Source organism: Mesorhizobium sp., assembly GCF_017306585.1.
Lineage (GTDB): Bacteria > Pseudomonadota > Alphaproteobacteria > Rhizobiales > Rhizobiaceae > Mesorhizobium.
In genome coordinates, this window is the sequence record NZ_JAFKIC010000120.1 from 51,213 (window position 1) to 66,042 (window position 14,830).

The 14,830-nt window shown below is 64.8% G+C and carries 14 protein-coding genes; 7 read left to right on the forward strand and 7 right to left on the reverse strand.

Features of this window, described 5'->3' with window-relative positions; translation table 11 throughout:
• From J0I79_RS09885 to J0I79_RS09900, 4 genes are all read left to right on the forward strand, one after another.
• The gene (locus J0I79_RS09885; RefSeq protein ID WP_292856962.1) at positions 1 to 1,305 is read left to right on the forward strand and encodes a glycosyltransferase family A protein; all 1,305 of its coding nucleotides are present in this window, start codon (positions 1 to 3) and stop codon (positions 1,303 to 1,305) included.
• A gap of 149 nt (positions 1,306 to 1,454) precedes the next feature.
• Positions 1,455 to 2,522: a tryptophan--tRNA ligase gene (trpS, locus tag J0I79_RS09890; protein ID WP_292856964.1), complete on the forward strand. Its 1,068-nt coding sequence runs from the start codon at positions 1,455 to 1,457 to the stop codon at positions 2,520 to 2,522.
• Positions 2,523 to 2,621: 99 nt separating this feature from the next.
• Positions 2,622 to 3,113, forward strand: a complete 492-nt coding sequence (locus J0I79_RS09895) for a universal stress protein (RefSeq protein WP_292856966.1) — start codon at positions 2,622 to 2,624, stop codon at positions 3,111 to 3,113.
• A gap of 145 nt (positions 3,114 to 3,258) precedes the next feature.
• Positions 3,259 to 3,828, forward strand: a complete 570-nt coding sequence (locus tag J0I79_RS09900; protein WP_292856968.1) for a NifU family protein — start codon at positions 3,259 to 3,261, stop codon at positions 3,826 to 3,828.
• 153 nt (positions 3,829 to 3,981) lie between these two features.
• Here J0I79_RS09900 and J0I79_RS09905 read toward each other — a convergent pair whose 3' ends face one another.
• Positions 3,982 to 4,599: a L,D-transpeptidase gene (locus J0I79_RS09905; protein ID WP_292856970.1), complete on the reverse strand. Its 618-nt coding sequence runs from the start codon at positions 4,597 to 4,599 to the stop codon at positions 3,982 to 3,984.
• A 227-nt stretch (positions 4,600 to 4,826) separates the two neighbouring features.
• On the opposite strand from J0I79_RS09905, the gene cueR reads away from it, so the two are divergent.
• Entirely contained in the window at positions 4,827 to 5,231 is a 405-nt protein-coding gene (cueR, locus tag J0I79_RS09910) for a Cu(I)-responsive transcriptional regulator (RefSeq protein WP_292856972.1), read from the forward strand.
• A gap of 20 nt (positions 5,232 to 5,251) precedes the next feature.
• On the opposite strand, the gene J0I79_RS09915 is transcribed toward cueR, so the two are convergent.
• Positions 5,252 to 6,217 carry a helix-turn-helix domain-containing protein gene (locus tag J0I79_RS09915; RefSeq protein ID WP_292856974.1) on the reverse strand — a complete coding sequence of 322 codons (966 nt, stop codon included), beginning with the start codon at positions 6,215 to 6,217 and terminating at the stop codon, positions 5,252 to 5,254.
• A gap of 280 nt (positions 6,218 to 6,497) precedes the next feature.
• On the opposite strand from J0I79_RS09915, the gene J0I79_RS09920 reads away from it, so the two are divergent.
• Both J0I79_RS09920 and J0I79_RS09925 read left to right on the forward strand, forming a co-directional pair.
• Entirely contained in the window at positions 6,498 to 7,259 is a 762-nt protein-coding gene (locus J0I79_RS09920) for an autotransporter outer membrane beta-barrel domain-containing protein (RefSeq protein ID WP_292856976.1), read from the forward strand.
• 138 nt (positions 7,260 to 7,397) lie between these two features.
• On the forward strand, positions 7,398 to 7,898 hold the full coding sequence (locus tag J0I79_RS09925) for an MmcB family DNA repair protein (protein ID WP_137929228.1): 501 nt from the start codon (positions 7,398 to 7,400) through the stop codon (positions 7,896 to 7,898).
• A 5-nt stretch (positions 7,899 to 7,903) separates the two neighbouring features.
• Here J0I79_RS09925 and nhaA read toward each other — a convergent pair whose 3' ends face one another.
• From nhaA to J0I79_RS09950, 5 genes are all read right to left on the reverse strand, one after another.
• Positions 7,904 to 9,100 carry a Na+/H+ antiporter NhaA gene (nhaA, locus tag J0I79_RS09930; RefSeq protein WP_292856978.1) on the reverse strand — a complete coding sequence of 399 codons (1,197 nt, stop codon included), beginning with the start codon at positions 9,098 to 9,100 and terminating at the stop codon, positions 7,904 to 7,906.
• 285 nt (positions 9,101 to 9,385) lie between these two features.
• Positions 9,386 to 9,949, reverse strand: a complete 564-nt coding sequence (locus J0I79_RS09935) for an ActR/PrrA/RegA family redox response regulator transcription factor (RefSeq protein WP_292856980.1) — start codon at positions 9,947 to 9,949, stop codon at positions 9,386 to 9,388.
• A gap of 64 nt (positions 9,950 to 10,013) precedes the next feature.
• A complete protein-coding gene (locus J0I79_RS09940; RefSeq protein WP_292856982.1) occupies positions 10,014 to 11,339 on the reverse strand; it encodes an ActS/PrrB/RegB family redox-sensitive histidine kinase in 1,326 nt (441 codons plus the stop codon).
• Positions 11,340 to 11,372: 33 nt separating this feature from the next.
• The gene (gene hrpB, locus J0I79_RS09945) at positions 11,373 to 13,835 is read right to left on the reverse strand and encodes an ATP-dependent helicase HrpB (RefSeq protein ID WP_292856984.1); all 2,463 of its coding nucleotides are present in this window, start codon (positions 13,833 to 13,835) and stop codon (positions 11,373 to 11,375) included.
• Between the two features lie 56 nt (positions 13,836 to 13,891).
• Positions 13,892 to 14,782, reverse strand: coding sequence for a DMT family transporter (locus tag J0I79_RS09950; protein WP_292856986.1), 891 nt, complete (start codon positions 14,780 to 14,782; stop codon positions 13,892 to 13,894).
• Positions 14,783 to 14,830 lie beyond the last annotated feature (48 nt).

Here is a 14,830-nt window from a genome sequence, read left to right on the forward strand (position 1 = left end):
ATGCCGCTGTTCTCCGTCATCATGGCCACATACAATCGCGGCAGGCATATCCTCCCGTCGATACAGTCGGTGCTGCGGCAGAGCTGCCAGGACTTCGAACTGCTGGTGATCGGCGATTGCTGCACCGACGATACGGCCGAGATCGTGGGAGCGCTCGCATCGCCGCAAATCCGCTGGCTGAACCTGCCGGAGCGAGGCGGCAGCCAGTCCTTTCCCAACAATGCCGGCATCGAACTGTCGCGCGGGCCCGCCATTGCCTATATCGGGCATGACGACATCTGGGCGCCGGACCATCTTCAGGCGCTTGCAGGCCTTCTCCAGCAGGATTCGCAGGTGGATTTCGCCGTAAGCGGCGCGATCTTTCACGGCCCCAGGGCAAGCAATTTCCGGCAGGTGACCGGCATCTTCAGCGACAAGGCAGCGGCTTTCACCCACTTCTTCCCGCCCTCGAGTTTCGGTCATCGGCGCGATGTTACCAACCGTATCGGCATGTGGCGCGATCCAAGGCAGATCGCGCCGCCCGTCGACGCGGACTTACTGTTGCGCGCGGCAAAGTCAGGGATGAATTTCGTCTCGACACAGCGGATCACCGTGCACAAATTCGCCGCCGGTCACCGCTACCTGAGTTACATGAGCCACAGCTCGGACGAGCAGCAGCGGATGATCCGACGCATCGAGCGCACCGGATACGAGGATTATCTGACCTCGGAGCTGGCCAAGGCCAGGGCGGCCGACACGTTCATGATCGTCCGTCATCCGGATTTTAAGCGCTATGAAAATGGCCAGCTTGCAACCCAGAATGCAAAGAACAGAGGGCTCGTACGCCCGGAACTGCGCAGTCTGACGCGGCGCGTGGTGATCAGGCAGGACGATTCGCCCAAGGCGCTCGACTGGGGTCCCCTGAAAACCAGAGCCGGCAGGATGCGCTGGATAGGCTGCAATCCGCGCCCCAGGCTGCTCGTACCCTTTAAATATGCCGGCATCGCCCAAATTCGTCTGGAAATCTGGCACCCCTGCCGCGAAGCCCTGACCGGATTGAAACTGTCCGCGAACGGCCAGCCCATCATGGCAACTATGTCCAGGCTGCGCCGGAAAGGTCATCTCTGGAGCGCGCAAGCGGCGTTCGAGACGACATTGCGGGACGACGACCACACCATCCTGGAGCTTCATCCCAACCGGCTGCAGAGGCCGGCCGAACAACGCACCGGTATCGGCGTGGCGACCATGGAGCTGATGCCGCTGGGCTATCAAGGCATTGTGGCCAAGCTCGCGCGGCTCGTCGCCAGACTTCGCCCGGTTCGCTGACACCTCTTGCCGGTTTGCGCGCCTTCGTCCATAAGCCGCCGTCGAAAGACTTTCGCCGCGCGTGGTTTCCAGCCGCGTGATTGGCTCCGAAAAGTCTGCAACTTTTCGGAATCACGCTTATACGGCCCTCCACCAGCCATGAGGACATCATGACCGCCTTCAAGCCTCTCGTCTTCTCCGGCGTCCAGCCGACCGGCAATCTGCATCTCGGCAACTATCTCGGCGCCATCAAGAAATTCGTCGCCCTCCAGGACACGTCCGACTGCATCTACTGCGTCGTCGACCTGCATTCGCTGACCGCCCAGCTCGTCCATCAGGACCTTGCCGATCAGACACGCTCGATCACCGCGGCGTTCCTGGCCTCGGGCATCGATCCGACGAAGCACATCGTCTTCAACCAGTCGCGGGTGATGCAACACGCCGAACTCGCCTGGATCTTCAATTGCGTCGCGCGCATCGGCTGGATGAACAAGATGACGCAGTTCAAGGACAAGGCCGGCAAGGACCGCGAGAACGCCTCGCTCGGCCTGCTCGCCTATCCCTCGCTGATGGCCGCCGACATCCTGCTCTACCGCGCCACCCACGTGCCGGTGGGCGAGGACCAGAAGCAGCATCTGGAGCTGACCCGCGACATCGCGCAGAAGTTCAACAACGACTTCTCCGACCGTATCGCCGCCCTGGGCGTCGGCGTCGAGATGCAGGTCGGCGAGGAGACCGTGAACGGCTTTTTCCCGATCACCGAACCGGTGATCGGCGGCCCGGCGGCGCGCATCATGAGCCTGCGCGACGGGTCGAAGAAGATGTCGAAATCCGACCCCTCCGACCTGTCGCGCATCAACCTGACGGACGATGCCGACACCATCTCGAAGAAGATCCGCAAGGCCAAGACCGATCCGGAAGCCTTGCCGGGCGAGGTCGACGGGCTGGAGAGCCGGCCGGAAGCGGAAAACCTGGTCGGCATCTATGCGGGTCTGGCCGAAATGTCGAAGGCCGACGTGCTGAAAGAGTTCGGCGGCCAGCAGTTTTCCGTGTTCAAGCCGGCGCTGGCCGACCTTGCTGTGGAAAAGCTGGCGCCCATCGCCGGCGAAATGCGCCGCATCGAGGGCGACCGCGCCTATGTCGACGCCGTGCTCAGGGATGGCGGCGAACGCGCCGGCGTGCTTGCCGAAACCACGATGAAGTCAGTGCGCGACATCATCGGGCTGCTGCAGGGCTGACCCTCGGAACACTTCTCCATGTTGGCCCAAGGGCCGGCGGCTTGCCGCCGGTCCGCCGTGGTGGCAGATTGCGGCCGAAATGACACCGAGTAGATAGACATGGTCTCCAAACGCCTCAGCCGCGAAGCCGGTCATCGCCGCAAATTCCTGACGATCATCGACGATACGCCGGAGTGCGAGCGCGCCGTTGCCTATGCCTCGAAGCGGGCGCAGAGCACCAGCGGCACGCTGGTGCTGCTCTACATCATCACTCCCGACGATTTCCAGCACTGGCTCGGCGTCGAGAAGATCATGCGCGAGGAGGCGACCGCAACGGCGCGCGCCGCACTGGACAGTTACGCCAACAAGGTGCGCCAGAAGCTTGGCATCGAACCGGAAATGGTGGTGCGCGAGGGCAAGCCGACCGAAGAGATCCACAAGCTGATCGAGGAAGACCAGGATATCGCCATCCTGGTGCTCGCCGCCGGCGCCGGCAAGGAGGGACCGGGGCCGCTGGTCGGCGCGGTCGCCGGCAAGGGCGCCGCCTTCCCCATTCCGGTCACCGTCGTGCCGCAGAATCTGTCGGACGAAGAGATCGAGAGCCTCGCCTGACGCCCGCCCGGGATTGATTCCCCAGCCAGCAAAAACATTCCGCCAGCCAGCCGTTCGGGCGACGCGTTTCGCTTGAATGTCCAGCCGATAGAGCCTATTTAGAACTATTCCAAACTAGCTGCCCGAACAGGGCATGGAGACGGCCATGTTCATCCAGACCGAATCGACGCCCAATCCGGCGACGCTGAAATTCCTGCCCGGCAAGGAAGTGCTGCTGGAAGGCACCGCCGATTTCCGCGATGCCGAAAGCGCCGCGGCCGCCTCGCCGCTGGCCGGCCGGCTGTTCGAGATACCGGGCGTCACCGGCGTCTTTTTCGGCTATGACTTCATCACCGTGACCAAGGACGGCCCCGACTGGCAGCACCTGAAGCCGGCGATCCTGGGCGCCATCATGGAGCACTTCATGTCGGGCGCGCCTGTTATGGCGAGGACCGGCCCGGCCGCAGAAACCAGCGAGACCGGCGAATTCTACGACAAGGCCGATGAGGAACTCGTCGTCACCATCAAGGAACTGCTCGACACGCGCGTGCGTCCGGCGGTGGCCCAGGATGGCGGCGACATCACCTTCCGCGGCTTCGAGAACGGCACCGTGTTCCTGCATATGAAGGGCGCCTGCGCCGGTTGCCCGTCCTCGACGGCGACGCTGAAGCACGGCATCCAGAACCTGCTGCGGCATTTCGTGCCCGAGGTGCAGCAGGTCGAACAGGTCGCCTGATTTTCGCACCGCTCGCCGGCTGCCGACGAGCCTATCCGCAAAAAACAAAAAACCGGGCCGAATTGCCCGGTTTTTTGTTTGGGACGTCCGTTGTTGCCTAGACGGTCCGCGTACGAAACTTGCCTTCCCGTCGCCGTGCGACGGGCATGATCCTTACATCACGATGACCTTGGCGCCGACCGAGGCGCGATCATAGAGATCGATGATGTCCTGGTTCATCAGACGGATACAGCCCGACGACATCGCCTTGCCGATCGAATTCCATTCCGGGCTGCCGTGCAGGCGGTAGCCCATGTCGCCGCCCTTGTTGAACAGGTACATGGCGCGCGCGCCGAGCGGGTTCTTCAGGCCCGGCTCCATGCCGTTGGCGAACTTGGCCAGTTCGGGCTGGCGCTTGATCATTTCACGGGGCGGCGTCCAGGTCGGCCATTCGCGCTTCAGCGCGATATGGGCGGTGCCGTGCCACTCGAAGCCCTCGCGGCCGACGCCGATGCCGTAGCGGATGGCGCGTCCATCGCCCTCGACGAAGTAGAGGAACTTGTTCTGCGTGTCGACGATGATGGTGCCCGGCTTTTCCTTGGTGTCGTAATTGACTTCCTGACGGTGATACTGCCTCGGCACCTTTTCGATCGGGATGCGCGGCAGTTGGTAACCGGCATCGGTCACCGCGCCATAGTCGTTGGAGAAGATCTGCCCACCGATGGTGCTGCAACCGGCGAGTGCAGTGGACAGCGCCAGTGCGGCAATGACTGCGAGCGACTTCATGCGCATGAGGTGATCCGTGCCCCGCCTAAAACCAGTGCGGCACGAGTCGGCCGCTTTGTCGCCATCATTCATGCTGGCATTTGCTTTGCTTGCCAAGCACACGATGCCTATATGCGCAGGCTTAGAAGCTGGTAAGCGTAACACTATGGCATTTCGGCAACAGCCTTCACCGGATTGTGAAGGAAATTCAATGGGTGCGACATCAAACGGTTACCTGGAATCGAGGAACAGCCATGAATGTTGGTGATGCAGCCAATCGGTCCGGCCTGCCGGCCAAAACCATCCGTTACTACGAAGAGATCGGCCTGATCGCGCCCGCGCGCGCCGCCAACGGCTACCGCGATTACTCCGGCGACGACATCCACCGGCTGGCCTTTCTGCGCCGTGCGCGCAACCTCGGCTTTTCCATCGAGGATTGCCGCCAGCTGATGGCGCTCTACAGGGATCGCGGCCGCGCCAGCCACGACGTGCGCGCCATCGCCGCCTCGCATGTCACGGCGATCGAGGAGAAGGTGCGCGAACTGCAATCGATGCGTGCGACGCTGCAGAAGCTGATCCATGCGTGTCACGGCGACGAACGACCGGACTGCCCGATTCTGGATGATATGGCGGGAACCGCGGACCAGGCATCCGCCTGAGACTGGGCCGGCATCCGATACTATCCGCCGCGATGTTGCGTGGGCGATTCGCCGAAACGCGCCCGGAAACGGCGATTGAAATAGGACACGTCGTTGAACCCCGCGGCCAGCGCGATGTCGCTTATCTTCGTCGCATCGTTGCGGATGTCCGACAGCATGGCGCATGCCTTGAGCAGCCGGAGTTCCAGGACGCGCTCGGCAAAGGTGCGGCCGCTTTCGAGAAGAAGCGTGTTCAGGTAGCGGCGCGACAAGCCAATCCTGCGCGCCACCATGTCCGTCGACAGGGCCGGGTCGGCGAAACATGCTTCTATCACGGCCACGGCCTCGCGTAGCCGCGCCGCGCGCAGCCCGCGGGCGGTCGCGATTTGCGCGGAATCGCCTTCAGCCCCCAACGCGAGCACGATCAGGTCGGCCAGCGCTACTCCCGCCTGCCGTGAGAGCGCCGGATCGGCGTCCAGTTCCTCGGACTGGAGCAGGAAGTCGATCGTGCGTTCCAGATGTCGCACGGCGGAGTTGCCCGGATCGAGCCGCGTTACCGGGCGGTCGTCGGCACGCGGAACCATCTTGAGCAATGACGCGCGAGGGATCGACGCCAATACCCAGGAGGTAACGCCGTCGGTGAAACTGCGGCAGGGTTGGGCGACATTGTAGGCAATGCCGTCGCCGCGCTGCAGCGACATTTCTCGATCGGCGACCGACCAGACCTGCGGCTTGGGACTCCGATAAAATCCCACGAAGATGTCGTCGCGATCGTTGGCGACATGCCGTCGCGTGCGCACATAGTATTCGGTCGTGGTCTCGAAAAGGCCGACGCGAAGGTCGCCCAGGAAGCGCATTTCGGTCGCCGTGGCGAAACGCTTGTCTTCGGCATGCCTGATCTCCGCCGCGCCGAGCTGTTCCATCCACATGTCTCGCCAGAGGCGAAACCGATCCTTGTCGCTCAGATGGGAAGGGAGGCTGTCGGACGAAAAAACGATCTTCTGCATTGCCAAAAATCTGTTTGACCGACCATAGCCTATCACGGCCTTCGCGCTTCGGAAGCGAACAGAAGCAGGCAAGAGCCCTGCCGTCCAACTTCAGAGCCCCCCGGTCCAATCCCCGATCATTTGAGCCGCTTTTCGTTGCGCCGGCGCAACATTGCCGACTGAATTGCCGACTGATCTCGCGGCCGACCTGTCCATCCAATGCCGGAGCCCATGCGTCCAAGACGATTGCCGCGAAATCGGCGATGGCTGCACGCACCGAATAAACATCGAGGACCTTTGCATGAGACTTTTGGCAGTGGCTGGCATCGTGACGATCGCAGGCATGTTGCCGCCGATGGCGTCGGCGGCCGACATGAGCGCCGCGGGACAAGCGCCAGCCCGGGACTGGAGCGGGTTCTATCTTTCGGCCGGCGGCGGGTTCGGATGGTGGAGCGCCGATCAGTACACGGATTTCGGAGGCTTTCCCGCGCCCGGGCCTTCCGAGCATACCTCCGGCAGCGGTGCCTTCGGCACGATCGGCGCTGGTTACGACTGGCAGTTCGCTCCGTCCTGGGTGGCTGGCGCTTTTGCCGATGTTCAGTTCGGCGACATCAGAGGCACGATCAGGGCGCCTTTCGAGCAATATTCCGGCACCACGAGCGACAGGTTGAACATTGCGGCAGGGCTCCGTCTCGGCGTGCTTGCCACCCCGGACATGCTGATCTACGCCAATGGCGGCTACGGCCACGCCGAGTTCACGGGGTCCGGCCTCGACCCGACACCGCTGGTCCCACTGAGTGTCGCCGGACAACACTATGACGGCTGGTTCGTGGGCGGCGGCGTCGAAAACACGCTCGACTTCACGGGCATCACTTCGCCAGGCTGGTTCATGAAAACCGAATACCGCTTCGCCGATTACGGCCGCAGAAACGCCGGCATGTATGTCGACGCCACCGGCGCCCCGGACAACGCCATCGCCTTCAAGCCTACCGTCCAGACAGTCTCGTTCTCGCTCGTCTATCGTTTCAATGCAAACAATGCTGGAGGCGCCGCCTCGCCCTGACGACCGTGAATAACTACCGGGCGGTTGTCAGTCGAGGATTTCGGATCGACCCAAACTAGCCCATTGCGCAGCGGCGGCAAGCAAGACGCGCTGCACAAACAGGTTCAAACCGTGAACAAAATCTGGCATGGTGCCGCCATGCCGATCATTTCGCCGATTCCCCTCAATCCTCTCATCGACGGTCGCCAGTCCGAGCGTGCCATGCTGGTGCGGCGTGGCGTGCAGCGGCTGCTGATGCAGATGGGCGCGCATGTGCTGCCGGAACTGTCGCTGGCGACCGGCCGCCGCGCAGACCTCGTTGCCCTGACACGCCAGGGCGACATCTGGATCATCGAGATCAAGTCCTCGATCGAGGATTTCCGGGTCGACCGCAAATGGCCTGATTACCGGCTGCACTCCGACCGCTTCTTCTTCGCCACCCATCCGGGCGTGCCTGCGGAGATATTTCCCGAGGAATGCGGCTTCATCCTCTCCGACGGCTATGGCGCCGAAATCCTGCGCGACGCGCCGGAGCACCGCATGGCGGCGGCGACGCGCAAGGCGCTGATGCTGCGCATCGCGCGCGCCGGCGCCGCCAGGCTGCTGGCGGCGGAGCTTGCCGGCGTGTCGGTGCCGGCGCTGGAAGGGGAAAGCGAGTAACGGCCCTACTCCGTCGCCTCGTCCGTGCCACCGGCCGCCGGCGCCAGCAGCAGCACGGCGGCACCGAGTATGGCGGCGACAAAAGAGCCGGCGAGGATGCCGACCTTGACGGCGTCCTGCAGCGCCACGTCGCTGGCGAAGGCGAGCAGGCCGATGAACAGGCTCATGGTGAAGCCGATGCCGCAGAGCAGCGAGATACCGATCATATGCGACCAGCCGGCATGGGCCGGCAGGTCGGCAAGGCCGAAGCGGATGGCAAGCGCGGAGGAGCCGAAGACACCGACCAGCTTGCCGATGACGAGACCTGCGGCGACGCCCAGCGTCAAGGGTTCGATCAGCGCGCCGAAGCTCAGGCCGGCAAGCGAGACGCCGGCATTGGCGAAGCCGAAGATCGGAATGATGACGAAGGGCACGATCCTGTGCAGTCCGTGTTCGAGCCGGTGCAGCGGCGAGTGGTCGAGATCGTGGCCAAGCCCCGGCGAGCGTTCGAGCGGAATGGTGAGCGCCAGCGCCACGCCGGCGAGCGTGGCATGGACGCCCGATTTCAGCACCAGCACCCACAGGATGGCGCCGAGCACGAGATAGGGCACGAGCGTCATAACCCGCATGCGGTTGAGCACGATGAGGACGGCAATGATGGCGAAGGCCGCGCCGAGATAGGCCAGCGACAGGCCGCTGGTATAGAAGATGGCGATGATAATGACGGCGCCGAGATCGTCGATGATGGCGAGCGCCGTCAGGAAGACCTTCAGCGAAGCCGGCACGCGGCTGCCGAGCAGCGACAGGACACCCAGCGCGAAGGCGATGTCGGTGGCGGTCGGAATCGCCCAACCGGAGAGTGCCGGCCCGTTGTTGCGGTTGATCAGGACATAGACCAGGGCCGGAACCACCATGCCGCCGGCCGCCGCGATGCCAGGCAGCGCCCGGCGCGGCCAAGTCGAAAGCTGGCCATCCAGCATCTCGCGCTTGATCTCCAGCCCGACCAGCAGGAAGAACACCGCCATCAGCCCGTCATTGACCCAGTGCGAGACGCTGAGCGGGCCGACATAGGCGTGCAGGACCGAGAAATAGGTTTCGGCGAGCGGCGAGTTGGCGACAATCAGGGCCAAGGCCGCCGCCACCATCAGGATGATGCCGCCCGCGGCCTCGCTGTCGAGGAATTCGCGGAAGACGGATACCGGCCGCTGCTTCAGATCCTGCATGTCGCCTCCGTAATTTTTCCGAGCGCCAGCGCCGCCCCTCACCTGCCTGCCGGCATCCTCTCCCCGTCTAAGGACGGGGAGAGGGACGCTGTCATCGCCGGTTTCGCCAACGGCCAACACCGCGAGAGGAGCACTTTCGTCGCGACAAGCCCTTTCTCCCCGTCACTGTACGGGGAGAAATGCCCGGCAGGGCAATGAGAGGCGGCGCTGACCTCGATAATTGATGGACTCCACTAAGAATTGGAAAATCGCCCTGATGCTACGTCCTGCGTATCCGGTGATCCCTCAGCGCGGCGCGCGCTTGGCCAGTATCCGCTGCAAGGTGCGGCGATGCATGTTGAGCCGGCGCGCGGTCTCCGAAACATTGCGCTCGCACATTTCGTAGACGCGCTGGATATGCTCCCAGCGCACCCGGTCGGCCGACATCGGGTTTTCCGGGGGCGCGGCGCGCTCGCCGCTGGTGCGGGTCAGCGCGGCGAAGATGTCGTCGGCGTCGGCCGGCTTCGACAGATAATCGACCGCGCCAAGCTTCACCGCCGTCACCGCGGTGGCGATGTTGCCATAGCCGGTCAGGATGATGGTGCGGGAATCCTGACGCTTTTCGCGGATAGCGGCGACGACGTCGAGGCCGTTGCCGTCGCCGAGCCGCATGTCTACCACGGCGTAGGCCGGCGGATTGGCCCGCGCCTTGCCGACCGCCTCCTCGACGCTTTCGGCTGTCTCCACCACGAAGCCCCTGGTTTCCATGGCGCGGGCGAGACGGGTGAGGAATGGTTTGTCGTCATCGACGATCAGAAGCGAGGTGTCCTCGCCCTCGACCATTGCGCCAATATTTTCATCACCTGTCATCGTCGTGGAAATTCCTGCTGCCTTAATTTTACGCAGATATAGTTTTGCGCCGCTATTGTCCAATTTACGCAGTGTCAAACATGGTAGCCGGCGCCGATTCCGGGTTCAGGAAGACGTTTCTGGGCCATGAAATCTGCACCACCGCCCCCTCGCCCAGCCCGCTCGAATTGCGGAAGTCGAGCGCGGCGCCCGAGCGTTCGAGCAGCGTCTTGGCAATGAACAGGCCGAGGCCAAGGCCGCCGCCGGCCTCAGTGCCTTGCCGCGTCGACATGTAGGGCTCGCCGATGCGGTCGATGATCTCGGGCGGAAAACCCGGCCCGTCATCGATGATCGAGAAGGAGACGGTGGCCTCGTCCCAGCTCCAGCGCACGGTGACGCTCTTGCGCGCGAAGTCGACGGCGTTCTCGACCAGATTGCCGAGGCCATAGATGACGCCCGGATTGCGGCGCCCGACCGGCTCCGGCCCGGCGCGATCGCCCGGGCGAAGCTTGATCGAGATGCCGAAGTCGCGATGCGGCGCCGTGATCTCCTCGACCAGCGAGGTCAGCGGCAGGCGGGACAAATGCGCCTCGCCTTCGGACGACAGGCTGGTCAGGCGCTTGAGGATTTCGCGGCAGCGCTCGCTTTGCGAACGCAGCAGCGTGACATCGTCGCCGAATTTCGGATCCTTGCCGAGCGCCTTTTCCATCTCCTTGGCGACCAGCGTGATGGTGGCAAGCGGCGTGCCGAGCTCATGCGCGGCGGCCGCCGCCAGCCCGTCGAGCGCGGACAGGTGCTGCTCGCGCTGCAGCACCAGTTCGGTGGCGGCGAGCGCATTGGCCAGAAGCCGCGCCTCGGCCGCCACCCGGAAAGCGTACATCGCCGTGAAGGCGATCGAGGACAGCACCGCCATCCACATGCCGGCGACATAGATGAAGGGCATCACCAGCGGCGCGCCTTCATTCCATGGCAGGGGCAGGTGGATGAAGACCAGGAAGGTCGCCGCTATCATCACCAGTCCGCCCAGTATGGCGGTCAGGCGCAGCGGCAGCGATGTCGCCGAAATCACGACAGGCACCGTCATCAGCAGCGAGAACGGATTGGTCAGGCCGCCGGTCATGTAGAGCAGGCCGGCAAGCTGCAGGCTGTCGAAGACCAGGATGCCGAAGGCGGCGAACGGAGTGAGCCGGTGCGCGGCCGGAAAGCGGAAGGCCAGGAACAGGTTCATCCATGCCGAACAGGCGATCAGCGCGAAGCACAGGCTGACCGGTAGCGGGAATTTCAGGCCGTAGGCGACGACGAGCACGGTCACGCTCTGGCCGACAATGGCAAGCCAGCGCAGCCGGATCAGCGTGTTGAGGCGCAGCCGCTGGCTCTGCTGGAATTCGGGGGAACGCAGGACGTTGATCATGACGAATGGATTACAGCCGCTGAGGGGTAAGCGCTAGGTCCCGCGCGGTTTTGCCCGGCTGGTGGCGGCGGCAAGCAGCGGGTTTTCCGGCCAGACATGGCGGGGGTAGCGGCCGCGCATGTCGGTGCGCACGTCTGCCCAGGAGCCGCGCCAGAAGCCCGGCAGGTCACGCGTCGTCTGGATCGGCCGGTGCGCGGGCGACAGAAGCTCGAGCGTCAGCGGCACCGTGCCGTTGGCGATCGATGGGTGGCGATCGAGGCCGAACAGTTCCTGGACGCGAACCGCCAGCACCGGCCATTCGCCGTCATAGCGTATCGGCAGATGGCTGCCCGACGGCGCATCGAAATGGGTCGGCGCCAGTGCCTCGACGCGGCGCTGCAGCTCGTGCGGCACGCGTGACATCAGCCCGGCGGTGACGGCGCTGGAATCGATGCCGGAAAAGGACGCCGCACCCGACAGGAACGGCAGCAGCCAGTCGTCGAGACGCTCGATGAGCGCCTCATCCGACATGTCGGGCCATGGCGCGCCGAGTCCTCGATGCAGCCAGGACAGGCGCTGGCGCAGCGTTTCGGCCTCCTTGCTCCAGGTCAGCAGCGACAGGCCGTGTTCGCGCAGGGCGTCTAGGATCGCCTGATCGGCATCGGCCCCCGATGGCGCCGGCAACATGCGCTCGGCGAGCGTAATGGCGCCGAGCCGGACCGTCTCGCGCACGCGCACGGCGCGCCTGTCGCGGTCGAAGCTTGTCTGCCGGCGCGTCTCGATGCGGTCGCCCAGCGCGGTGCGGATGTCGTCCTCGCCGATCGCCGCGGCGGCGGCTATGCGTGCGTTCTGCGCCTTGCCCTGGAGGTCAGCGACGACCAGATAAGGCTCGCCGGCCAGCGGGTCGGCAGCATCGAGCATGGCGCCGGAGCCATTGGCCAGGACAAAACGGCCGCGCTCGCCGCGCGCCTTTGCAACACGATCCGGCCAGGCGTGGATGAGCAGGGGGCCGGCCGATGCCGCCTCGCTGTTCGTTGCGTTACCCACCTGTTTCGCCAGCCTCTCGGCCAGTTGCCGCGCGGCGGTGGCGCGCGGCGATCGGTCAGCGCGAAAGTGCATCAGCCGCCGTTCGAGGTCGGCGCCGTCGCCGCCCAATCCGCGTTCGGTCAGCAGCACGGCAAGCATGGCCGCTTCGCCGGCATGACCGCCGCTCGCCGCCTCCGCGACCATGTGCGCCAGCCGCACGGGCAGAGCGAGCTTCCGCATCGACATGCCCGCCTCGGTCAAACGCCCCGCTTCGTCGATGGCATGAAGCGCGCGCAACAAAACCCTTGCCTCGTTGAGCGCGGGCGCCGGCGGCGGATCGAGGAAGGCGAGCGTGCCAGGGTCGGCGACGCCGAAAGCAGCGCAGTCGAGCAGCAGACCGGAAAGGTCGGCCTCGAGGATTTCCGGCGGCGTGAAGGCGGGAAGCGCCGCCGTCTGCTCGGCGCGCCACAGGCGTATGGCGACGCCGGCCTGCGTGCGGCCGGCACGGCCGGCGCGCTGGTCGGCGGAAGCCCTGCTGACGCGGACCGTTTCCAGCCGGGTCAGACCGCTTGACGGCTCGTAGCGCGGCAGGCGCGACAGGCCGGAATCGATGACGACACGCACACCGTCGATAGTGATCGAGGTCTCGGCAATCGATGTCGCCAGCACCACCTTGCGGCGCCCCGCCGGCGACGGCTTGATCGCCGCGTCCTGCGCCTTGCCGTCGAGCTGACCGTAAAGCGGCACGATGTCGGTGTCGGCGCCGACCCTGCCCTGCAACCGCTCGGCGGTGCGCTCGATCTCGCACTGGCCGGGCAGGAAGGCGAGCACACTGCCGTTCTCGTCGACGAGGGCCGAACGGATCGCCTTGGCCATAGCATCCTCGATCGGCACGCCGGTCGGCCGCTCCTCGTAACCGATGTCGACCGGGAAGGCGCGACCTTCGCTTTCGATGACCGGCGCGCTCGACAATAGTTTCGCGACGCGGGCGCCATCGAGCGTCGCCGACATCACCAGAAGACGCAGATCCGGCCGCAGCGCGCCCTGTACATCGAGCGCCAAAGCGAGACCGAAATCACCGTCCAGCGAGCGCTCATGGAATTCATCGAAGATCACGGCCGACACTCCCGGCAGTTCGGGATCGTCGAGGATCATACGCGACAGCACGCCTTCGGTGACGACCAGGATTCTCGTGCGGGCCGAGGTGCGGTTTTCCATGCGCATGGCATAGCCGACCGTGCCGCCGGGCTCCTCGCCAATCAGGGCGGCCATGCGCCGGGCGGCGGCGCGCGCGGCGAGCCGGCGTGGTTCCAGCAGCACGATCTTGCCATCGCCGAGCCAGGGCGCCTCGAGCAGCGCCAGCGGCACCAGCGTCGTCTTGCCGGCGCCGGGCGGCGCCACGAGCACAGCGCGGTTGCCGGCGCCAAGCGCTTCGCCGAGCGCGGGCAGCACGGCGGTGACCGGAAGCTCCGGCAGGGATTTCGTCGTCATGGCGTCCGCATATCAGCGGTGGTGGTCGCCATGCAATGTGCGCGACGGCCGCCCGTTCAAAGCCTGGTGCGCGAAAATGGGTTCCAGCGCACGGTGCCGAGCCTGACTTCCTCACGCACCATGGTCAGCAGGCCGGAGCCGCCGACCACCGCGAGGCCGACCAGCGACAGCCAGTCGGGATATTCCTGGAAGAATAGCGCCCCGAGGATGACCGCCCAGACGATCTGCGAATAGTGCGTCGGGGCGATCCGGTTGGCGGGCGCATATTTGGCGGCCAGGAGCTGCATGAATTGGCCGCCGGCCGTGAAGGCGCCGGCCATGGCCAGCCAGACCAACTGTATGGCGTTCGGCACGGTGAACGAGGCGGTGGCTGCGCCGACGCCGTTGAACAGCAGGCCATAGCCCACCAGAACGCCGAGCATTGACGTGCGTTTTTCCTGCTGGGCGAGCGACCGCAACAGGATGACGCTGGTGGCGGCCAGAAAGGCATTCACGAAGGCCGCGAGATGGCCGAGATTGAGTTCGCGAAACCCCGGCCGCACCACCAGCATCACCCCGGCAAAGCCGGCGACCACGGCGAGCCACCGCCACGGGCCGACCTTCTCCTTCAGGATGACGGTCGAGAGGATGGTGACCAGCAAGGGCGCCAGGAAGATCAGCGCGTAGACCTCGGCCAACGGAATGTGGGTGAAGGCGTAGACGCTGAGCACGCCCGAGGCGATGCCGGCAAAGGCGCGGGCCTGCACGGCCCATGGCCGCTGCATGCGCCAGAAATCGCGCCATTGCTCATTGTTGGGCCGGGTGAAGAACAGGAAGCAGCCGGCGAACAAGGTCGAGAAGAAGCCTATCTCGAAGACGGTGAACTGTCCGCCCAGGCTCTTGATAACGGCATCGCTGCCCGAATAGCTTGCATAGGCGATCAGGGCGAGCAGGATTCCGTTCGGCACGTTTTTGCATTTCCGGGAGAGAAGCGTTGAAAATACTGGCGCTCGGTG